This window comes from Pantoea sp. YR525 (assembly GCF_900116775.1).
Lineage (GTDB): Bacteria > Pseudomonadota > Gammaproteobacteria > Enterobacterales > Enterobacteriaceae > Pantoea > Pantoea symbiotica.
In genome coordinates this window covers 1-19194 of record NZ_FPBU01000017.1, presented here as the reverse complement: position 1 = coordinate 19194, position 19194 = coordinate 1, and the positions used below count along the sequence as shown (strand labels likewise).

21 protein-coding genes and 1 pseudogene are annotated in these 19194 nt (G+C 53.3%); 12 read left to right on the top strand and 10 right to left on the bottom strand.

Annotated elements, in window-relative coordinates:
* The first annotated feature begins 141 nt into the window (after positions 1-141).
* Entirely contained in the window at positions 142-837 is a 696-nt protein-coding gene (locus tag BM323_RS23435; protein ID WP_008106136.1) for a response regulator, read from the top strand.
* A gap of 8 nt (positions 838-845) precedes the next feature.
* Here the strand turns inward: BM323_RS23435 and BM323_RS24540 are convergent, their stop codons facing one another.
* Positions 846-1784 (bottom strand): MurR/RpiR family transcriptional regulator, encoded by a 939-nt coding sequence (locus BM323_RS24540; RefSeq protein WP_008106137.1) that lies wholly within the window; start codon positions 1782-1784, stop codon positions 846-848.
* Between the two features lie 291 nt (positions 1785-2075).
* On the opposite strand from BM323_RS24540, the gene BM323_RS23425 reads away from it, so the two are divergent.
* From BM323_RS23425 to BM323_RS23385, 9 genes are all read left to right on the top strand, one after another.
* Positions 2076-2381, top strand: a complete 306-nt coding sequence (locus BM323_RS23425) for a PTS sugar transporter subunit IIB (protein WP_008106139.1) — start codon at positions 2076-2078, stop codon at positions 2379-2381.
* Positions 2382-2440: 59 nt separating this feature from the next.
* Positions 2441-2782: a PTS lactose/cellobiose transporter subunit IIA gene (locus BM323_RS23420; RefSeq protein WP_008106141.1), complete on the top strand. Its 342-nt coding sequence runs from the start codon at positions 2441-2443 to the stop codon at positions 2780-2782.
* Positions 2775-4088, top strand: coding sequence for a 6-phospho-beta-glucosidase (locus BM323_RS23415; protein WP_008106143.1), 1314 nt, complete (start codon positions 2775-2777; stop codon positions 4086-4088). The genes BM323_RS23420 and BM323_RS23415 overlap by 8 nt, the downstream gene beginning before the upstream one ends.
* Positions 4089-4119: 31 nt before the next feature.
* Positions 4120-5472, top strand: a complete 1353-nt coding sequence (gene celB, locus BM323_RS23410) for a PTS cellobiose transporter subunit IIC (RefSeq protein ID WP_008106145.1) — start codon at positions 4120-4122, stop codon at positions 5470-5472.
* Positions 5473-5915: 443 nt separating this feature from the next.
* Positions 5916-6176, top strand: coding sequence for a biofilm/acid-resistance regulator YmgB/AriR (locus BM323_RS23405; protein ID WP_008106147.1), 261 nt, complete (start codon positions 5916-5918; stop codon positions 6174-6176).
* Between the two features lie 160 nt (positions 6177-6336).
* A complete protein-coding gene (locus BM323_RS23400) occupies positions 6337-6669 on the top strand; it encodes a hypothetical protein (protein ID WP_091004342.1) in 333 nt (110 codons plus the stop codon).
* 126 nt (positions 6670-6795) lie between these two features.
* Complete coding sequence (locus BM323_RS23395) at positions 6796-8223, top strand: L-fucose/L-arabinose isomerase family protein (RefSeq protein ID WP_036648824.1); 1428 nt, start codon at positions 6796-6798, stop codon at positions 8221-8223.
* Positions 8224-8465: 242 nt separating this feature from the next.
* Positions 8466-8930, top strand: a complete 465-nt coding sequence (locus BM323_RS23390; RefSeq protein WP_008106152.1) for a nucleoside deaminase — start codon at positions 8466-8468, stop codon at positions 8928-8930.
* Positions 8931-9075: 145 nt separating this feature from the next.
* On the top strand, positions 9076-10056 hold the full coding sequence (locus tag BM323_RS23385) for an aldo/keto reductase (protein WP_008106153.1): 981 nt from the start codon (positions 9076-9078) through the stop codon (positions 10054-10056).
* 60 nt (positions 10057-10116) lie between these two features.
* On the opposite strand, the gene BM323_RS23380 is transcribed toward BM323_RS23385, so the two are convergent.
* On the bottom strand, positions 10117-10338 hold the full coding sequence (locus BM323_RS23380) for a hypothetical protein (protein ID WP_008106155.1): 222 nt from the start codon (positions 10336-10338) through the stop codon (positions 10117-10119).
* A gap of 110 nt (positions 10339-10448) precedes the next feature.
* Here BM323_RS23380 and BM323_RS23375 point away from each other — a divergent pair, with 110 nt between their 5' ends.
* The gene (locus tag BM323_RS23375) at positions 10449-11024 is read left to right on the top strand and encodes a nucleotidyltransferase family protein (protein ID WP_008106158.1); all 576 of its coding nucleotides are present in this window, start codon (positions 10449-10451) and stop codon (positions 11022-11024) included.
* On the opposite strand, the gene BM323_RS23370 is transcribed toward BM323_RS23375, so the two are convergent.
* The 7 genes from BM323_RS23370 to BM323_RS23340 form a co-directional block, all read right to left on the bottom strand.
* On the bottom strand, positions 11011-11934 hold the full coding sequence (locus BM323_RS23370; protein ID WP_091004340.1) for an XdhC family protein: 924 nt from the start codon (positions 11932-11934) through the stop codon (positions 11011-11013). The genes BM323_RS23375 and BM323_RS23370 overlap by 14 nt on opposite strands.
* A 17-nt stretch (positions 11935-11951) precedes the next feature.
* Positions 11952-14150 (bottom strand): aldehyde oxidoreductase molybdenum-binding subunit PaoC, encoded by a 2199-nt coding sequence (gene paoC / locus BM323_RS23365; protein WP_008106164.1) that lies wholly within the window; start codon positions 14148-14150, stop codon positions 11952-11954.
* Between the two features lie 3 nt (positions 14151-14153).
* Complete coding sequence (locus tag BM323_RS23360) at positions 14154-15104, bottom strand: FAD binding domain-containing protein (protein ID WP_008106166.1); 951 nt, start codon at positions 15102-15104, stop codon at positions 14154-14156.
* Positions 15101-15649, bottom strand: coding sequence for an aldehyde dehydrogenase iron-sulfur subunit PaoA (gene paoA / locus BM323_RS23355; RefSeq protein ID WP_008106167.1), 549 nt, complete (start codon positions 15647-15649; stop codon positions 15101-15103). Before paoA ends, BM323_RS23360 begins: the two co-directional genes overlap by 4 nt.
* Positions 15650-15833: 184 nt before the next feature.
* Complete coding sequence (locus tag BM323_RS23350) at positions 15834-17099, bottom strand: type II toxin-antitoxin system HipA family toxin (protein ID WP_008106169.1); 1266 nt, start codon at positions 17097-17099, stop codon at positions 15834-15836.
* Positions 17089-17409 carry a helix-turn-helix domain-containing protein gene (locus BM323_RS23345; RefSeq protein ID WP_008106171.1) on the bottom strand — a complete coding sequence of 107 codons (321 nt, stop codon included), beginning with the start codon at positions 17407-17409 and terminating at the stop codon, positions 17089-17091. Before BM323_RS23345 ends, BM323_RS23350 begins: the two co-directional genes overlap by 11 nt.
* 57 nt (positions 17410-17466) lie before the next feature.
* A complete protein-coding gene (locus BM323_RS23340) occupies positions 17467-18375 on the bottom strand; it encodes a LysR family transcriptional regulator (protein ID WP_008106173.1) in 909 nt (302 codons plus the stop codon).
* 129 nt (positions 18376-18504) lie between these two features.
* On the opposite strand from BM323_RS23340, the gene BM323_RS23335 reads away from it, so the two are divergent.
* A complete protein-coding gene (locus tag BM323_RS23335; protein WP_008106176.1) occupies positions 18505-18768 on the top strand; it encodes a DUF2798 domain-containing protein in 264 nt (87 codons plus the stop codon).
* A 125-nt stretch (positions 18769-18893) separates the two neighbouring features.
* Here BM323_RS23335 and BM323_RS23330 read toward each other — a convergent pair.
* Positions 18894-19040 (bottom strand): annotated as a pseudogene (locus BM323_RS23330) (helix-turn-helix domain-containing protein); the annotation flags it as partial.
* Between the last annotated feature and the right edge of the window lie 154 nt (positions 19041-19194).

Sequence of the window (19194 nt, the reverse complement as noted above, 5' to 3'; positions counted from 1 at the left end):
TAAGCATTCGGCGCTTCAGAAAAGTCCCGGTTGTGCCTATGCTGAGTCAAACCGTATCGATACAGCCTGAAGACACGCCAATTATTGCTGGCCTGATACGAACAGATTTTCATCATGAGTTTCAGGTTACCGAGGTGGCAGATGGCAGTGTTTCACGCAAACAAAATTAGGGTGGTGATGCTGGATGACCATCCCATGATGCGCTTCTCATTCGAAGTCGCTGCCACGCGTGAGCCAGATATCACCATGCTGGCGACGTTTGGCACCAGCAAAGCGCTGATGGCCTGGCTGGGGCAGAGCAGCGCCGATGTGTTGGTGCTGGATTACATTCTGGGCAATGATCAGTTGGATGGCTTATCGCTGATCAAGCACATTCGTACACATCATCCGCAGCTGAAAATTTTGCTCTCATCGTCGATGGAAAGTGTTGCAGTGATCCGTGCAGCTCTGCATCTGGGCATTAAAGGCTACATCACCAAACGTGAAGAGACGCCGGCTTACTTTTCGGCAATTCGTAACATTGCTGCTGGCAAGCGCTCGCTGCCGGATGACATCGCAAGCCAGCTAAGCCAATTGCCAGGCCGTAAGCGCGATCGTCCTATTTTGCAGGAAGAGTCGAATGAGGTTTCGCGTGTTTCACAGCTGAGTAAACTGCTCACGGCGCGTGAAGCGGAAGTGATTCGCTGTTTTATTGATGGCATGCAAGTGATCGAAATCGCTGCAAAGCTCAATCGCAGCCGCAAAACCATCAGCGCTCACAAGCAGACCGGCATGAAAAAGCTCGGCATCGCCTCGGATTTAGAGCTGTTTAAATATCGTGGGGATCTGTTTAAGTAACCCAACGCTTAAAGCGCGGCTTCCAGCTGATCCAGCGCAAACAAAATGCCATAACGCCGTGCGTTTATTGCCTCTGGCAGCGGCAGCCAGATATCGGCCTGATTCGCCAGGTCTGAGGTCTGCGCACAGAGCGCGATCACCGGCGTTTTTTGAATATGAGCATGATGTACCGCGCTGAGCACGTGGCTGTTGACCGCGTCCGGCGCGAGAATCAGCAACAGATCATCCGGCTGTAAACGGCTCAGCGTCATGCTCAGCAGGTTGTCATCCTGAATCCATGCGATGGGCAATCCAGCGCTTTGCAGACGCTGATGGACTTCCGCCACCAGCGCGGTCTGTGGCCCCGATGCGCCAATCAGCAACACGCTTCTGGCCTTGCGCAACATCTCTGCGGCACGTTGCCAGGTTGCCGTTTCCGCTTGCGCGTATTGCTGACTTAACGCCTGAGTAATCGCCTCGATGGGCGCAATCGTGTTACTGGTTCGCACCTGTGGCGCTCGCGCCAGCCGCATGCGTAAATCGCGGATATCTTCGCAACCCAGCGAACGGGCAAAGCGGGTGATGGTGGCGGCGCTAACTTCGGCACGTCCGGCAAGTTGTTCGATGGTGGCGGAGGCAGCAAAAGCGGTGTCGCTGAGAATCGCCTCGGCAACGCGTTTCTCCTGCTGGCTTAGTGAAGATTGCCGCTGGCGAATGACATCAATAAATTCTACGTCCCGCTGTTGACCGGCTTTACGCACCTGATGAAGAAAATCATCGAGATCCTGACAGCCAGCCGACGTGGCAAAGCGTCGCAGCACATCCGGACTCACGCCCGCCTGCGTGGCGAGACTTTCCATGGTGGCCTGCTCCGTCGCACCCAATTTAGCCAGAAAAAACCGCGCCAGCCTCGATTCCTGCGCATCCGCGCGCTCCGATTGCTGCCGTAATTGCCAGACAATATCCATCAGCTCATCACATCCTCAGTAGCGAGTATCCATCATGCATGAAATTATTTTTCATGTTGAGCTTTTTTTCATCTGATTATCGGGTTTTATCGGCTTTTGTTGGGATTGTGACTGTTAAATTACGGTTAAGATCACACTCGTGAAAAATATTTTCATGATGTGTTTTGTTATATCTCGATGATTTATATTGGTAAATTATCAAACCATCAGAAAATCCTCTGCCCGCAGCCACTTTACAGCTTCTCTGAGACAGGTCTTAAATGGCCGGGACAAATCACAGGAGAAGAAAATATGCGCATCGTACTTTGCTGTGCTGCGGGCATGTCAACCAGCATGCTGGTGAGCAAAATGCAGCACGCCGCTCTAGGTCGCGGTCTGGAAATCGACATCAAAGCCGTGCCGGTGGCGGAATTCGAACGTATTCTGCCAGATGCCGATGTCGTTCTGCTCGGCCCGCAGGTGCAATTTGAAGCCGCCCGTCTTACCGCGATTGCCGCGCCACAGGGCAAATCTGTCGCCGTCATCGACATGATGGATTACGGCATGATGCGTGGCGAACAGGTGCTCGATAAAGCGCTGGCGTTACACACCTCCTAACCGTCCGTTTTAACCCATCCGTCTGACATTACACGGCTTTGTGCTGTGGGGGATTTTGCATGTCTGAAATCGTGGCTATCGAGTTTGAAGAGGAAATTATGCTGCTGCTGGTGCAAGCCGGCGCAGCCCGCAGCGCGGCAATCAGCGCGCTGCGGCTGGCACGAGAAGGGCGCTTCAGCGAGGCGCAGCAGCAGTTAGCGGCGGCGAGCGAAAGCATTAGCGCGGCGCACCAGCAGCAAACCGCGCTGATTGGTCTGGATGAAGGCAGCGGCAAGTTGCCGGTCACGCTGATTTTGGTCCATGCACAGGACCATCTGATGAACGCCATGCTGATTCAGGATTTGGCAGGCGAAATCATTGAACTTTACCGCCGCACTGCGGCAGGAGGCACGAATGCTTAAGATGGCGATTATTGGTGGTGGCAGCAGCTACTCACCGGAGCTGGTAGAAGGCATCATCAATCGCTATGCACAGCTGCCGGTAACGGAGCTGGCGCTGGTGGATGTCGAGCAGGGACGTGAAAAGGTGCATGTCATCGCCGATCTCACTCGCCGCATGCTACAGCAAAATGGGCTGGAGCAGGTTAAAGTCAGCGTGCATTTTGAACTCGATGAAGCGATTCGCGGCGCCCGATTTGTGCTGACGCAGCTGCGTGTGGGTCAGCTTGCCGCGCGTGCCGCAGATGAGCGCCTCGGACTGAAATATGGACGGCTCGGCCAGGAAACCACCGGCGTGGGCGGTTTTGCCAAAGCGCTGCGCACCATTCCGGTGATGCTTAACGTGGCGCGCAAAGTGGAAGAGTTGGCGCCAGATGCCTTTATCATCAACTTCACCAATCCGGCGGGCATTGTGACGGAAGCGGTGTCGCGCTACAGCAAGGCGAAAATTATCGGCCTGTGTAATGTGCCGGTAAATATGCACCACATGATTGCCGGTATGCTCGACGCGCCCTGGGATGAGGTGCAACTTCGCTTCGCCGGGCTCAATCATCTGGTGTGGGTGCATCAAGTGACCTGTCGCGGCGAGGATGTCACTTCGCAGGTGATTGAACAACTGTGCGACGGTCAATCGCTCACCATGAATAACATCAAAGATATGCCGTGGTCGCCGCAGTTCCTGCGCGCGCTCAAGGCGATTCCATGCCCGTATCATCGCTATTACTGGCAAACGCCGCAGATGCTGGCTGAAGAGCAGGAGAAAGCGCAAAACGGTAACGAAGGCACGCGCGCCGAGCAGGTAATGAAAGTGGAAGCCGAGCTATTCGAGCTGTATGCCGATCCACATCTGGCGCACAAACCTGAGCAACTGAGCTTCCGTGGCGGCGCGTATTACTCCGAAGTGGCGGTTGAACTGATCAGCGCGATTCACAATAACAGCGGCAAAAATCTGGTGGTGAACTGTCGCAACAACGGCGCGATTCATGGCCTGCCGGATGATGCGGTGGTGGAAGTGAACTGCCTGGTTGATGCGCAAGGCGCGCATCCGCTGGTATTTGGCGAGTTGCCGCCGCTGATGAATGGCCTGACGCAGCAGATCAAAGCGTTTGAACGCCTAACCATCGAAGCCGCCGTGCATGGTGATCGTGAGCAAGCGCTGCTGGCGCTGCTCGGCAATCCATTAGTCGGTGATGTCGCAACCGCCGAAGCGTTGCTGGAAGAAGTGCTGACCCTAAATAAGCCGTGGCTGCCGCAGTTCGCCACGCCATAATCCGTTGCGCCACCGAGCCAGAGGAACACTTATGTCTAATCGTACTTTTATAGACCGTTATGTCTTGCCCGTCGCACTGAAAATCGCCGGTCAGAAGCATGTGCTCTCCGTGCGTGACGGCATCATTCTCAACATGCCGTTTATGCTGATTGGCAGCTTCTTCCTGATCTTTGCCTATCTGCCGATTCCGGCGTGGGGCCATTTGATGGCGGATCTGTTTGGCGACACGTGGCGCAACAAACTGCTTTATCCGGTGCGCGCCACCTACGACATCATGGCGCTGATCTCCAGCTTCGGTATTGCCTACCGTTTGGCGGAGAAGTATCGCACGCTCGATCCGCTCACCAGCGGCGCGATGGCGTTAGTGGCATTTGTGATGACCATTCCGCAGCAGACGCTGTTTGCCCCGGTGGAAGGCGCGCCGACGCAGTTGGTCACCGGCGTGTTGCCGATTTCGCTGATTGGCAGTCAGGGTTTGTTCGTGGCTATTGTGATTGCGCTGCTTTCCACTGAGATTTATCGCTTTGTACACAACCGTAATCTGGTGATCAAGATGCCAGAAGGCGTGCCGCCAGCAGTAGCGAAATCCTTCCTCGCGCTGGTGCCTGGTTTTTGCGTGCTGGCGGTGGTGTTGATGCTTCGTCTGGCAGTAGAAGCTTCACCGTTCGGCGATATCAATAACCTGATTGCTACTGTGATTGGATTGCCAATGCATCACGTCGGCGGCACGCTGCCCGGCATGATTTTCTCAGTGCTGCTGATTGGCATTCTCTGGACGCTTGGGCTGCACGGCGATGCGATTGTGCTGGTGTTTATTCAGCCGGTTTGGCTGTCGAACATGAGTGAAAACCTCGAGGCATTCCAGCACAACCAACCAATTCCGCACATCTTTACTCAGCAGTTTTACGACTTGTGGATTGCGCCGGGCGGCACCGGCGCGCTGCTAGGATTGGTAATCTTTATGCTGATCCGCTCACGCAGTCGCCAGATGAAACAGCTCGGTAAAATTGCCGCTCCGGCGGCGCTATTCAACATCAGCGAGCCATTGGTGTTCGGCATACCGCTGGTGATGAACCCGTATCTGTTCCTGCCTTTCATCCTGACGCCGGTGGTGTTGGTGATTGTGTCGTGGGCGGCGATGAGTACCGGTTTAGTGGCACCTCCAGCGGGCATTGCGCTGCCATTTACCACACCGATTTTTGTTAGCGGCTATCTGGCCACCGGCGGGCACATTTCTGGCACCGTATTGCAGGTGGTAAATCTGACGATTTCTCTGGTGATTTACTATCCGTTCTTCCGTGTTTGGGATCGACTGAAGTTCCGCGAGGAAGAGGCCAGCCTGCAGCAAGCAAAAGTTGTGAGCGGGGAAGCGGTAACGCCTTGATGACATGGCAGAAGCGCATAAATGTGCGCTTCTGCATCTTGAAACCCCGTATCCATAATTGCACATTAGTCACCGGGCAGGACTAATTTACAATTTTCTTTGAGCTCTAACTATCACCCAACTGACTGTTATCGCTAATGTTATTTCAACTCTTTAAATTAAAAGCGTTTTTATCACAAGAAAATTCTGTACACGGATTACGGCTTTGTATACTTTTGTCGCCAAGCGGAGATGAGACAACTGTCCCCACTTAAACCCGCGCTTTCAAACATTAATCTCAGCAGGCTCTCTTGATAGATATATTCTCAAAAATTAACACTATTCCCCGTTCATCAAATTTAATCAATTTAGTTAGATCTTTAGTGGTCTCTCTTTTTAGACCATTCCATTAAAACATTTATCACTAAATAAAATATTGGCACTACTGTTGCCAGGGGAAATACATGCAAAAAATCAATATTAGCACCAACTTTATAGCCTATTTCAATTGTGGTTCTGTGCAGCAAAAATCCGAGGCCGAAATATTGGGCTCAATCATCACCGCAATCATCGCGGACAAAAAAACCGTTACCAATAAAAGCATTATCGCCTATCTTCTGGCAGAGCTAGAGACTACCAATGATGCTGCATTCCAGGATTGCCTGCGTAGTACGCTGCAAATCGTGCTGGGAAAGACGCCGGATGATGACGGTTTTTTAGGTTAAGAATAGTGCCCATAAATAGGATTATCGGTTTTTAAATGGTTTTCAATTTCAAAAGATCAGGATTTGTCTGACAGTCTACTGCCATGCCAAATGCGTTATAATTACTGGACCGACCAGAATAATCTGGCACACAGATAAATCCATTAATAAGTGATATTTTATGAATTACAGCAATTTTTCAGCAAAAGTGAGTTTCTGGCCAAATATGCATTTCACCGCGATTGAAATTCAACAGTGCGGCGATCTCTATGAGATATATGCTACGGATATTTCCCGTCTCGCTAAAAGTAAGCTTTTCGTGGGGCGCACCCATGATCAACATCTTGCGGATTCCTACGCTAAACAGTTCGAAGAGTGGCTGCCAAAATTAAACCGTGAAATGAAGCTGCGAGAAATTGCGCCTTTAGCCAGAAACACAGCTTCTACGCGGTTAAATCACCAAACAGAACTTGAAATTCTGCCGGGCTATTTGCACAACCAACGTGGGATGTAAAAATCTGCGAGCCATTGCAGGCTGATTATTGGTCTCCTGCCATGAACGGCTTTTGCTTGTCAGAATGACACAGGTTTCCCAACGATAAATTCGCACAATGGAAAGCTTCTCTTTTCAGTGCGAGGAATGGTTGTGGACAACATTAAAGTCGGACTTTTTGGTATCGGGCTTGAAACCTACTGGCCACAGTTTGTTGGGCTCAGGGAGCAACTTGAGCACTATCTTGCTGTGGTATCCGGGCGGCTGCAACGTTACGACGCTGAGGTCGTGGATGCCGGCCTGATTGATAACAGTGAGAAAACCGAGCAGGCGACGCAATTGTTCTCTAAGGAGAATGTTGACGTTGTGGTGTTATACATCACCACCTATGCCCTCAGTTCTACCGTGCTTCCGCTGGTGCAAAGCCTTAACAAGCCAGTTCTGATATTGGCTTTGCAGCCGGAAATGTCGGTGCCTTGTCAGCAAATCAATCTACTTACCAAGCGTGAAGATCGCACCGGTCAATGGTTGGCACATTGTCAGGCCTGCACGGCACCAGAATTAGTTAATGTATTCCAGCGAACCGGCATTCAGCATCAGCTGGTTGTGGGCTATCTGGATGACGATGTGGCTTGGCGGCAGATCGCAAACTGGCTCAGCGCTGCATCCGTGGTGCGTTCACTTAAGCGCACGCAAATTGGCATCGCCGGTCACTATTACAACGGCATGTACGATGTCTATGCGGATATCACCAATCTCTCCGGTCGCTTTGGCGTGCGCTTCAAAATCGTTGAGTTCTGTGAGTTAGTCACGCTTGCCAGCCAACTGCAAAAAAGCGAAGCCAGCGCTAAAAGGGATGAGCTTTTCAGCGTGCTCGATGTCGATCCAGCCTGCGAAGAGGTAGAAATTCAACGCGCATTAAGTACAGCGGTGGCGCTCGATAAGTTGGTCGATCAACATCAGCTTGGCGCGCTGGCTTATTACTATGAAGGCGCTCCCGGTTCAGCGCATGAAAATATTGTCACGTCGGTGATTGCCGGTAACACCTTGCTGACCAACCGAGGCGTTCCTGTTGCCGGTGAGTGTGAAGTCAAAAACGTGATTGCGATGAAGATCCTTAGTCTTCTCAAAGCAGGCGGATCCTTTTCCGAGCCTTATGGCATCAATTTCCGCGATGACAGCGTGCAGTGGGGCCATGATGGGCCTGCGCATCCAGCCATGTCGTCGGCGAAAGTCCGGCTGGTCCCTTTGCCGGTCTATCACGGCAAGCCAGGGAAAGGGGTATCGATTCAGATGAATGTGGCCCACGGACCGGTAACCTTTTTATCGGTGGTGGAGCATCGCGATGGCAACGTCACGCTGCAATACGCGGAAGGCGAAGCTGTAGCTGGTGAAACGCTCGATATCGGTAATACCAACAGTAATTACCGCTTTGCGCTCAGCGCGCGGGATTTCACCCGATTATGGTGTGAAGGCGGCGCCGCACATCACTGCGCAATTGGTCGCGGACATCTTGGCGAGGTGCTTGAGAATATCGCGACGCTATTAAATATTCAGGCAGCCCGAATCACGTAGGGTCGCCATTAATGGCGACCTGACAATTCCCAGGGTGCGCATTTATGCGCACCTGGTCACCATAAATGGCGACCCTACGGGATATTTAGCAACGCCTCCATCTGAAATAAAATCTTACTCACTCAACGGTTAAATCGTATACGTTCAAACCGAGCATCGCTTTCGCATTCTACAAAACTGAACCAGGCTAAAAAATCCATCGTTATTGATGGACCGGTTTATTGGATATAAGCGAGGAAGGAATGGATTTTGTACAACGCACTATCGATTTAGCCATGAAGAATGTTGAGGAGGGCGGTCGCCCGTTTGCGACGGTCATTGTCCGTGATGGCAAGGTGATCGCTGAAAGCGCAAACCGCGTGGCTCAGACCAATGATCCCACCGCTCATGCTGAAATTCTGGCCATTCGCGAAGCCTGCCGCGAAACAGGCAGCGAAAACCTCACCGACTGCGACATTTATATTCTCGCCAGCCCTTGTCCAATGTGCCTGGGTGCACTCTATTATTGCAGCCCGAAACAAGTGATATACATCACCAAACGCGAAGAGTATTCGACATATTACCGCGACGACCGTAAATATTTTGAACTTGACACCTTTTACGACGAATACAGTAAACCGATTGAACAACGTCGCTTGCCGATGAAATATGATCCCCGGCCGCAGGCATTAGACGTGTATAAACGTTGGCAGATATTAAATAAGTAATAAAGGATATTCACGCGTAGCCGGCGCTGCGCGTTGCCCCATTGATGAATTAAGCTCATAAGGGCAATGGTTAAAACCTCTCTACCGGCATACCCATGCGCTTTCTATACTCGTCGCTACTGGTTTTCAGCGCTTAGGAGTGCAAATGCAGAAACGTAAATTAGGAACTGGCGGTCTGGAAGTCTCTGCCCTGGGATTTGGTTGCATGGGAATGACCTTTGGTTATGGCCCGGCAATGGATGAAGCTGATGCGGTGGCGTTAATTCGCCATGCTTATGCTCAAGGCGTGACCTTCTTCGACTCCGCAGAAGCCTACGGCGAAGCCAATGAAATGTTAGTTGGCAAGGCGTTAGCACCCATGCGCAACGACGTAGTGATTGCCACGAAATTTGGCTTTAAAGACGGTACGCCAGCGGCAGGACTAGATAGCAGCCCCGCGCGCATTCGCCATGTGGCAGAGCAATCGCTAAAACGCATGAATATCGACTGCATCGACCTCTTCTACCAACACCGCGTCGATCCTAACGTTCCGATTGAAGATGTCGCGGGTGCGGTAAGCGATTTAATTAAAGAAGGGAAGGTAAAGCATTTCGGCATGTCTGAAGCCGGGGTTGAAATGATTCGTCGCGCCAATGCGGTATTACCTGTTACCGCTCTGCAAAGTGAATATTCTCTATTTACTCGTGAGCCTGAAGAGCAAATTCTGCCAGTGCTGGAAGAATTAGGCATCGGCTTCGTGCCCTTTAGTCCTTTGGGTAAAGGTTGGCTGACGGGGAAAATCGATAGCAATACCCAATTCGTTGAGGGGGATGTGCGCAACGTATTGCCGCGTTTTATTGGTGAAGCGCGTGAAGCTAACTTGCGTCTTGTCTCGCTGATTGGTGAAATTGCGGCCCGTAAGCAGGTTACGTCGGGTCAGATTGCACTCGCCTGGTTGCTATCGCAGAAGCCGTGGATTGTCCCGATTCCCGGTACCACCAAAACACATCGCTTAGATGAAAATATTGGCGGCGCGGCTGTCACGCTTAGTGCGGCGGATATTACAGAGATTGAAACATTACTGGCAAAAATGCCGGTGACCGGCAACCGTTACACGGCGCAGATGCAGGCAACCATCAATCGCTGATCGCTTAAGCGGTTGAAATCTGTGAGTTGAGCTGCCTGCAAGCGCAGGCAGCTCAGGCTATTACTTAGACTGCTGCTGTTTGCTGTCTTCTTCTTTCTGCTTTTTATTCGCCATATGATGACCAACGGCACAACCGGCCGCCGCGCCAGCCACGCCGTGATGCGCCATGTGGCCCGCAACGCCGCCCACTACCGCACCTTTAATACAGCCCTTGGCTTCAACCTGAGAAGTTACCGACAGCAGCACGCCCGCAGTCAATACAATCAGAGAAAATTTACGCATTGGTTTACTTCCTTATTTATTATCGACAGGCTGATTGTAGTTATCCTCGGTGAACTTAACGTATTAAACTGTAAGCAAAAATATCTTTATGCCACAAGGTTCTAACACAAATGATCACATCATCAGCAGGCATTCTCATCCTCGCGGCAGGTAAAGGTTCGCGCTATATCGCCAGCGGCGGCAGCGGTAATAAATTGCTTGCCAGCATGGGCGATGATGCGTTAACGGTGATTGAAACCGTCATCGAACAGGCGAAGCTGAGTGGGTTACCGGTGGCGCTGGTGACGCGTCCAGACTATCTGGCGGTGCGAGAGCAAGCTGAGCGCGCGGGCGTGCAGCTTGTGCTGTGTGAAAGTGGCAGCAGCGGTGAATCCATTGCGGCGGGCGTGGCGATGACCGATCGCTGGAATGGATGGATCATTACGCTGGGAGATATGCCGTGGCTAACGGCGGCGCATTATCGGCGAGTCAATGAGGCGCTGGAGCAGGGGGCGGCGCAGGTACGTCTTACTCATCAAGGAAAACCCGGCCATCCGGTCGGGTTTGATCGGCGCTACGCTGAGGCGTTACGCAATTTGAACGGCGATGAAGGCGCCAGAGCGCTGCTGGATCCGCGCATACTGATCACCCTTGAAGCGGATGCCGATGTGCATCGTGATATTGATGTGGTTGCTAAACCACGTTGAGCCGGGCCGCAGCGACATCGGCAACAATTGATAATGCCAGCGTACGAGCATCGCGCGCCTGCGCAAAGATGCCAATCGGCGCTTTGATGCGCGCAATCTCATCTTCACTAAATCCCAGCGACAGCAGTTTCTCAACGCGCGTTGCATGCGTGCGTTGGCTGCCTAATGCGCCGATATAGAAGGGCGTAGAACGCAGCGCTGCCAGCAGCACCGGCAGTTCACGATCCAGATCGTGATATAGCAAAATCACCGCCGTGAAGGGATCGATAGCCTGCGCCTGCACATCCTCACCGGATAGCACTTCGTAACCGGCGGCCTGCGCAATCGATGCGGTCGCTAGCGCTTCGACCGAACGTCCATATACCGCGACACGCGTTTTTGGCAGATAGCCGATAACAAAGGCATCATCCTGCCAGCCTGTTGTTTCAGCACAATCCACTCTAGCCAGCCGCTGAAACTTCGGCAAATAGCGCAACGCAGCGGGTTGTCGATTTGCCAGCAGATCCAGCACGTTTTTCAACGGCTGCGCATCACGTAACCGATGGAAAGCCAGCGCAATCCCGCCGCCACAGGGCAGCACAATATCCAGATAAGGCGATCCTTCGCCATAGCGCACAACGCGATCTTTTCCGCTGGCGATAACCTGCAACGCTTCGTAAGCCGCCGCCGCTTCTACACAGCCGCCGGAGACATAGCCGCAATAGCGGCCATCTTCCCGCACCACCATTTGCGCACCTAATGCGCGCGCCGCGCCACCGCGGATTTCTACCAGCGTGATCAGCACCGCAGCGAAATCCGCCTTCATTGCTTCTAATGCGAAGCGCAAAATAGTTTCGCTGTCATCGGTCTGCAAAGCCTGCTGCGGATTGATCTGCGGTTGCAGATCTTCATCAATCAGTAGCTGCTGCACTGCGCTTCTCCTCAGCGTTAGACAAGGGCGGGCAAGCCTTTGAGTAACTTATCCAGCGTCACCGGATAGTCGCGCACGCGCACGCCGGTAGCGTTATAAATGGCATTGACGATTGCCGCGCTGACGCCGCACAAGCCCAGCTCACCGACACCTTTTGCTTTCATCGGTGAGGAGATGGGATCGGTATCATCGAGGAAAATCACCTCTTGCTGCGGGATATCAGCATGAACCGGCACTTCGTAGCCCGCCATATCGTGGTTAACGAAATACCCGAGGCGTTCATCGACGAACAGTTCCTCCATCAACGCGCCACCAAGGCCCATCGTCATGGCGCCAATCACCTGACTGCGCGCGGTTTTTGGATTGAGAATGCGTCCGGCGGCACACACCGCCAGCATGCGCCGCACGCGCACTTCGCCGGTGGCAACATCCACGCCAACTTCAATGAAGTGCCCGGCAAAAGTTGATTGCTGATATTGCTCATCAAGATCGCCAAACTCGATGGTATCTTCCACGGTGAGGGTGGCTGCGGCGGCGGCCTGGGCGAGCGGCGCGCTCTGGTTGCCGTCATGCACCTGACCGTCGCTGAAGGTGGTGCGTTGTGCATCAAAGCCCAGTTTGCTGGCCACAGCTTCACGCAATTTCACGCACGCTGCGTAAACGCCGGAGGTTGAGGTGTTCGCGCCCCATTGACCGCCGGAACCGGCAGAAATCGGGAAGTCTGAATCGCCTAAGCGAACCACCACACGCTCAATCGGCACACCCATCATCTCTGCGGCGGTTTGCGCGAGGATGGTGTAGCTGCCGGTGCCGATATCGGTCATATCGGTTTCAACGGTGATGATGCCTTTGCTGTCCAGATGCACGCGTGCGCCGGAAGGCGTCACCATGTTGTTACGAAAGCCCGCCGCAACGCCCATACCGACCAACCAGCGTCCATCCTTAACCATACCCGGTTTGGCGTTGCGATCTGACCAGCCAAACCGCTCGGCACCGGTATTCAGACACTCAACCAGCTGACGACGGGAGAAAGGGCGCTCGGGTTTGGCCGGATCGACCTGCGTATCATTGAGGATGCGAAAGGCGATAGGATCGATGCCCACTTTTTCCGCGATTTCATCGATGGCAATTTCCAGCGCCATCAACCCCGGCGCTTCGCCCGGTGCGCGCATGGCGTTACCTTCGGGCAGATCCAGCTTGGCCAGTCGTAATCCGGTAAAACGGTTGGCACCGGCGTAAAGCAGTTCCGTCTGCTGCACGGCGGTTTCCGGTGTGCCATCCGGCAAATTACCGGACCAGCTTTCATGCGCGATAGCCTGAATCTTGCCGGCTTTATCGGTGCCGATGCGGATGTGTTGAATGGTGGCCGGTCGATGCGTGGTGTTATTGGCGATGAGTGGTCGAGGCAGCATCACTTTGACCGGACGCTGAACGGCGCGCGCGCCCAACGCGGCTAACACCGCATCGCTGCGCAGGAACAACTTGCCGCCGAATCCGCCGCCGATATAGGGCGAAATGATGCGGATCTTCTCCATCGGCATGTTGAGGGTGGCGGCCAGATCGGTGCGGCACCAGTCAATCATCTGATTCGAGGTCCAGACGGTGAGTTTGTCACCTTGCCATGTCGCCATCGAGGCGTGAGGTTCCATCGCGGTATGACTTTGGTCCGGCGTGGTGTAGTGCGCATCCAGCTTGACCTCAGACGCAGCAAACGCAGCGGCGAAATCACCTACGGCTTTATCGGGCGTGTCTTCGGGTGCGGAAGTGACGCCCGGCTTTTGCTGCGCGAGATCATAAGCACCGTGCTCGCGCTGATAATCCACCTTGACTAAACTCGCCGCTGCACGCGCCTGCTCAAACGTCTCGGCTACGACCAATGCGACGGCCTGGTGATAGTGTTCGATGGTGTCGCCAGCCAACAGATTGGCAGTATTTTTATCGCCTTTGCCCAGCTTTCCCGCGTTTTTAGCCGTGACCACCGCTAACACGCCTGGCGCATTTTGCGCGGCCTGCACATCAATGGAGGTGATTTTCCCTTTGGCGATCGGCGCGCCGACCACATAGCCGTATGCCGCATCGGGCGCTTCGCGATGCCATTCGTAGGCGTAAGGCGCCAGGCCGGAGGTTTTCAACGGTCCATCGATACGATTAAGTGGCTGACCGACCACTTTGAGCTGATCAATCGGGTTGTTGCCTGCGGGTTTTTCGAATTTCATGTGTTATCCCCTCGCTTCTGCCAATACGGAAGCGAGCGTTCGCTGCGCCAGAATGATTTTGAACTCGTTTTCAGCGGTGGGTTGCGCCGTGGCAAACAGCCGATCGCTCACCGCCTTAGCGCCCTGAATCACCGCGTTATCCGCTTCTTCCAGCCGCCACGGCTGATGCGCCACGCCACCGAGCGCCACGCGACCGGAGTTATCCGGCTGGATGATGGCGGCGACAGAGACCAGCGCAAAGGCGTAGGACGCGCGATCGCGCACCTTGCGGTAAATGTGCGTGCCGCCCAGCGGGGCCGGCAGTGAAACCGCAACAATCAGCTCGCCGGGATTGAGCACGGTTTCCAGATGTGGCGTGTTGCCGGGTGCGCGATAGAATTCAGCAATCGGGATGTTGCGCTGACTGCCATCCGGGCTGACCGTTTCCACTACCGCATCCAGCAAACGCATCGCCACTGCCATATCGCTAGGATGGGTGGCGATACAGTCCTGGCTGGTACCGACCACCGCATGTTGGCGACTAAAGCCATCCAGCGCTGCGCAGCCGCTGCCTGGCAAACGCTTGTTGCACGGCTGGTTGGTGTCATAGAAGTAGGGACAACGTGTGCGCTGCAGCAAATTCCCAGCGGTGGTCGCCTGATTACGCAGCTGGCCGGAAGCGCCAGCCACTAACGCGCGCGACAGCACGCCATAATCGCGGCGAACGCGCGCATCGGCCGCCAGATCTGTGTTACGCACCAACGCGCCGATGCGCAATCCACCATCCGCCGTGGCCTCGATTTTATCCAGCTCAAGACCATTCACATCAATGAGATGTGCGGGCGTCTCAATCTCCAGCTTCATCAGGTCGAGCAGATTGGTGCCTCCAGCGATGAATTTGGCATTGGAATGTTGCTGGGCGCTGGCAGCGGCTTCAGCCGGGGTTTTTACCCGCTGGTAAGTGAAGGATTTCATGATTCCAGGCCCTCCGCGTACTCTTCTATCGCCGCAAGAATGTTGGCATAGGCACCGCAACGACAGATATTGCCACTCATGCGCTCGCGGATTTCATCTGCAGTGAGTTGCGGCGCGGAGACCAAATCGTGTGTGACGTGGCTGGGAATGCCCGCTTTGATCTCTTCCAGCACTGCCATCGAGGAACAGATTTGCCCCGGCGTGCAGTAGCCGCACTGGTAACCATCATGCTTAATGAACGCCGCCTGCAAGGGATGCAACTGGTCAGGATTTCCTAAGCCTTCAATGGTGGTGATGTCAGCATCCTGCTGCATCACGGCGAGCGTCAGGCACGAATTGATGCGACGACCGTTGACCATTACCGTACAGGCGCCACATTGACCGTGATCGCAGCCTTTTTTGGTGCCGGTCAGATGCAGATGCTCACGCAATGCATCCAGCAGCGTGGTGCGGGTATCAACGTCTAATTGCTGCTGTATGCCGTTGACTTTGAAGCTGATTGGCATCATTGCAGGCGCGGGTGTTGTTAAGTGTTGGCTGCTCATGCCAAACCTCCAGTAAAAGGGTGAAATGTTGAGGTACAACTTATTTTTGTATGGTTTTAGAAGGGTAAGCATAGTCGGCATCTGCAAAAGCATTATCCGCAATCACTGAATGGGTTTATGAGCGAGAGTAATAAAAGTAGGTTAGGGCGGTGATTGGCCCCTTTTCTGGGGCCACAATTAATAACTATTTCGTCAGGTTTTTGATGTTTTCATCAATGCGCGCCTGAAGAAAGCGCAGTGTTTCCGCAGTTATTTGCTCCGGGAATATATCGGCCGCTTTGCTGGCAAAGCCAGACGCAACAGAACAATAGTGATCGATGATATCGCCTGCCTGTGAGGGCGTGAGATTGGTTTCCTGTTGTCCCAGAGCTAAAAGATGTGTGCGTTTAATATCCAGCGCTTCACCCATCACATCCATTTGATGATAGCCACCCGGACCTTCGCAATAGGTGACGTCATAGGCCGGTGCTAACTGCCATTGCCCGCTGGCTGACATGATCCAGGCAAAGTTTTTAGGGTGATCGTCTCGATTATTGAAAACAACGTTGAACACCACTCTTTCAAATGCGCGCGCTTTTTCCCTGACATCATTGGTGCAGAGCTGGGTGGCGCGCAGAAAGTTGGTGCAATCCAGTGCGCCGGGTGACTGGTAGTTTGCGCCGGTAAACGCCGCCAGACTCTGCATGGGAACGCGCATCCCGTCTTTTCGATCAAAACGCCGTGAAGCGAAAGCCGCCTGACCATTGGGCAAGGCAAAATAAGCGGTATCTGGCGTGCTGATGTTGCATTCACGCAGACACTGCGCATAAGCAGCCTCAATGGCACACACTTCAGGATGTTCCTGCCGCGCCGGAAACTTTATCAACCAGGCTTCTAACTCTGCTGAAGCCGCCGTGGTGAAACCACCGCTGATAGGATCGCGATAAAGCAGGGCTTTAGGTCTTGCACCCTGTGGCGAGCCGCCCATTTGTAGCAATCGCTGCAGAAATTCTCCGCCTTCGCCGTCCAACACCTGCTGTACTTCAGCCGAGAGTTGGTCCAGCGCAATGTCATTAGCTCGTTCATCAGTCTCAGGTTGCGACGGTTCAAATGACATCGCACCCATCGCGTTATTGCCTACATAAGTTAACCGCTCTAACGGGCCGATGCGTGCGGCGTTAAGCCCGCGCTGGCGGAAAAGGCGATCCATTAGCAACATACCCCAACCATCGGGTAATGCATCATAGACCGGGCCGGGCAGGCCCAACTGATGAGCAGGAAAGTCTCTGCGCAATCGCGGACCTTTCAGAGGCAAAGTAAAGGAAGCGAGTTCCAGACCGCGACGAGCGGCCGCTTCACTGTACTCAAACATAATCACCGGACGACCGGTAAGGGCGGTCGAGGAGGCCAGCGTGCCCCAGTGAAAGCGTTCGCCCCAGCCGTCGTACCAGACGTCGACTTTACTCACCATCAGCGTTGCTCCTTTTCACCCGCTTGCGGCTGGCGTTCTTTTCGTAGCGAAGCAGGTCATCGAGACTATCGATCTGCGGGGCAAACAGCGCTTCCAGCTCGTTAACGCGACCAAGCACCATCGCCACTTTCACCAGGTTTTCAAAGCCGACGTTACGACCCGCTTCCAAATTGGAGACCGTATTCACGCCAATTCCCGCTCTGGCCGCGACATCCGCTTGGGTCATCCGCTGTGCGAGACGATCTTTACGTAACCGTCCACATAACAGCTTGACGATTTCTTCGGGTTTAGTGAGGCTTAAATCCAGCATATTGTGGCTTATCGTCCAAAAGTGACTTTAACACCCAATATTATAGAGTTAATAATCTCAATGGGCGAGCTGTTGTTCCAAAAAGGCGATGAACGCTCTTACCTTTGAATTTAGCGCCGAACGCTCGTTAACACAGGCATAAATATTCATTGGCAAGGCCGCAACGTCGCTTTTCTCTCCTTGATCTGAGTGGAACAAAGGCATGAGTTGGCCACGCTCAATCAACGGTTGAGCGATAAAACTCGCCAGCCGGGCGATGCCTCCACCGTTTTCGGCGATTTTCGCAATGATATCAATATCGTCACTGATGAACTCTGGATTGAGCTTTGCGTTCACCGGCTGGCCGTTGACCATAAACGTCCACGGAAGAAAGCGTCCGTCGGTTGGATAGCGGAAAACCAGGCAAGCGTGCTGGCTCAGCTCTTCAGGCGTTTTAGGAATGCCTGCACGCGCCAGATAAACGGGTGCCGCACAGAAAATAAAGGGTAGCGAGGCAATTTTACGGGCGATCAGTTGATCGTTTAGTTGCGCCTCAATACGAATACTGACGTCGACGCCTTCTAAACGGTGATCAACATTGCGGTCGGTACTGATCAGTTCGATATCAATATCCGGGTAAGTTTGTTTAAAAGTGGGCATCAGCGGGGCAAGAACGTGTCTGCCAAAAGCAGCTGTAGTGGCGATGCAAAGTGAGCCCTGCGGTTTGGTTTCAATCGCCGCAGCCTGCGAGGCAAGGTCAATGTCCTGGGGAATATGTCGGACTTTTTCAAAGTAGCGTTTACCGCTCTCGGTTAACGTCATACTGCGGGTGGTGCGTGATAACAACCGCACGCCTAAATGTGTCTCCAGACGTGAAACGCTCTGGCTGACCGCCGCTGGACTCATTCCTTTCGCCCGCGCGGCGGCGGCAATGCTTCCGTTCTCCACTACGCGGATAAAAGTGTTAATCAGTCCCAATAAGTCCATACATCCCTCAATGCGTGATTCGTAATCTTTATTTAATAATGATTAAAGCAACAGTGTTCTACCCGCATCATGATTCGCTTGATAGGTTAGCGGCTGTTTTGCTTAAACTATACTGAATAGGATAGCGCTATGACAGCAGAAACCGAGAAAAACGCCGCACGTATCCACATGCCAAAGCACGTTTCACCTTACATCTTTGCGCTTTACATGGCGACCATCATGGCGTTTTTGATGAGCCTGGTCATCACCTTCGCCGAATTTGGTATCGGCCCGCATTATATGGAAAATGTGATGAATGCATATCAAGTTGCAATGCCAGCAGCTTTTCTTTGCATACTCGTAGTACGCCCGATTGTGGTCAGGTTAGTTGGGTTGACGGTGCATGGTCATTGAGGTAATTGCGAGTCGGTCGCCATGAATGGCGACCCTACAAGGATTTGTCTAGGTTTTAGTAGGGTGCGCATTCATGCGCACCTGCATAAATCCGGTGAGTGCAGGGTTTACAACGACGAGCATTCGTCAGCGCCAGACTCGCGATAGCGGTTCATGAATCGCTGAACCTGACGTTTAGTGAGCTGTAACTGTGATGCAGCATCGCTGCGGCGCAGACGTTTTTCGATAACGGCCTGAATGACGGGAAGGCGGTGAAGTTCTTTGTTCGACATGGTCACCAGCATCAGCAGAGATCTCCCAGGCGGACATTACTATTGGAGTTCTACATATCTGTCAAAGCCAAGTAGAAGTGACCGGGTTCAGGCAAACCTGAGATGTCCGATATTCTGTAATAACATATGATTTAACTTCGGCTCTGTTTTATTT

What these genes read in the sequence shown, in the direction of transcription:
- BM323_RS23425 (WP_008106139.1), top strand. Translation starts at nt 2,076, where the DNA reads ATGCGCATCGTACTTTGCTGTGCTGCGGGCATGTCAACCAGCATGCTG.
- BM323_RS23405 (WP_008106147.1), top strand. Translation starts at nt 5,916, where the DNA reads ATGCAAAAAATCAATATTAGCACCAACTTTATAGCCTATTTCAATTGT.
- BM323_RS24540 (WP_008106137.1), bottom strand. Translation starts at nt 1,784, where the DNA reads ATGGATATTGTCTGGCAATTACGGCAGCAATCGGAGCGCGCGGATGCG.
- BM323_RS23335 (WP_008106176.1), top strand. Translation starts at nt 18,505, where the DNA reads ATGACAGCAGAAACCGAGAAAAACGCCGCACGTATCCACATGCCAAAG.
- BM323_RS23420 (WP_008106141.1), top strand. Translation starts at nt 2,441, where the DNA reads ATGTCTGAAATCGTGGCTATCGAGTTTGAAGAGGAAATTATGCTGCTG.
- paoA (WP_008106167.1), bottom strand. Translation starts at nt 15,649, where the DNA reads ATGAGCAGCCAACACTTAACAACACCCGCGCCTGCAATGATGCCAATC.
- BM323_RS23380 (WP_008106155.1), bottom strand. Translation starts at nt 10,338, where the DNA reads ATGCGTAAATTTTCTCTGATTGTATTGACTGCGGGCGTGCTGCTGTCG.
- BM323_RS23375 (WP_008106158.1), top strand. Translation starts at nt 10,449, where the DNA reads ATGATCACATCATCAGCAGGCATTCTCATCCTCGCGGCAGGTAAAGGT.
- BM323_RS23400 (WP_091004342.1), top strand. Translation starts at nt 6,337, where the DNA reads ATGAATTACAGCAATTTTTCAGCAAAAGTGAGTTTCTGGCCAAATATG.
- BM323_RS23340 (WP_008106173.1), bottom strand. Translation starts at nt 18,375, where the DNA reads ATGGACTTATTGGGACTGATTAACACTTTTATCCGCGTAGTGGAGAAC.
- paoC (WP_008106164.1), bottom strand. Translation starts at nt 14,150, where the DNA reads ATGAAATTCGAAAAACCCGCAGGCAACAACCCGATTGATCAGCTCAAA.
- BM323_RS23360 (WP_008106166.1), bottom strand. Translation starts at nt 15,104, where the DNA reads ATGAAATCCTTCACTTACCAGCGGGTAAAAACCCCGGCTGAAGCCGCT.
- BM323_RS23385 (WP_008106153.1), top strand. Translation starts at nt 9,076, where the DNA reads ATGCAGAAACGTAAATTAGGAACTGGCGGTCTGGAAGTCTCTGCCCTG.
- BM323_RS23390 (WP_008106152.1), top strand. Translation starts at nt 8,466, where the DNA reads ATGGATTTTGTACAACGCACTATCGATTTAGCCATGAAGAATGTTGAG.
- BM323_RS23415 (WP_008106143.1), top strand. Translation starts at nt 2,775, where the DNA reads ATGCTTAAGATGGCGATTATTGGTGGTGGCAGCAGCTACTCACCGGAG.
- BM323_RS23345 (WP_008106171.1), bottom strand. Translation starts at nt 17,409, where the DNA reads ATGCTGGATTTAAGCCTCACTAAACCCGAAGAAATCGTCAAGCTGTTA.
- BM323_RS23350 (WP_008106169.1), bottom strand. Translation starts at nt 17,099, where the DNA reads ATGGTGAGTAAAGTCGACGTCTGGTACGACGGCTGGGGCGAACGCTTT.
- BM323_RS23395 (WP_036648824.1), top strand. Translation starts at nt 6,796, where the DNA reads ATGGTTGTGGACAACATTAAAGTCGGACTTTTTGGTATCGGGCTTGAA.
- celB (WP_008106145.1), top strand. Translation starts at nt 4,120, where the DNA reads ATGTCTAATCGTACTTTTATAGACCGTTATGTCTTGCCCGTCGCACTG.
- BM323_RS23435 (WP_008106136.1), top strand. Translation starts at nt 142, where the DNA reads ATGGCAGTGTTTCACGCAAACAAAATTAGGGTGGTGATGCTGGATGAC.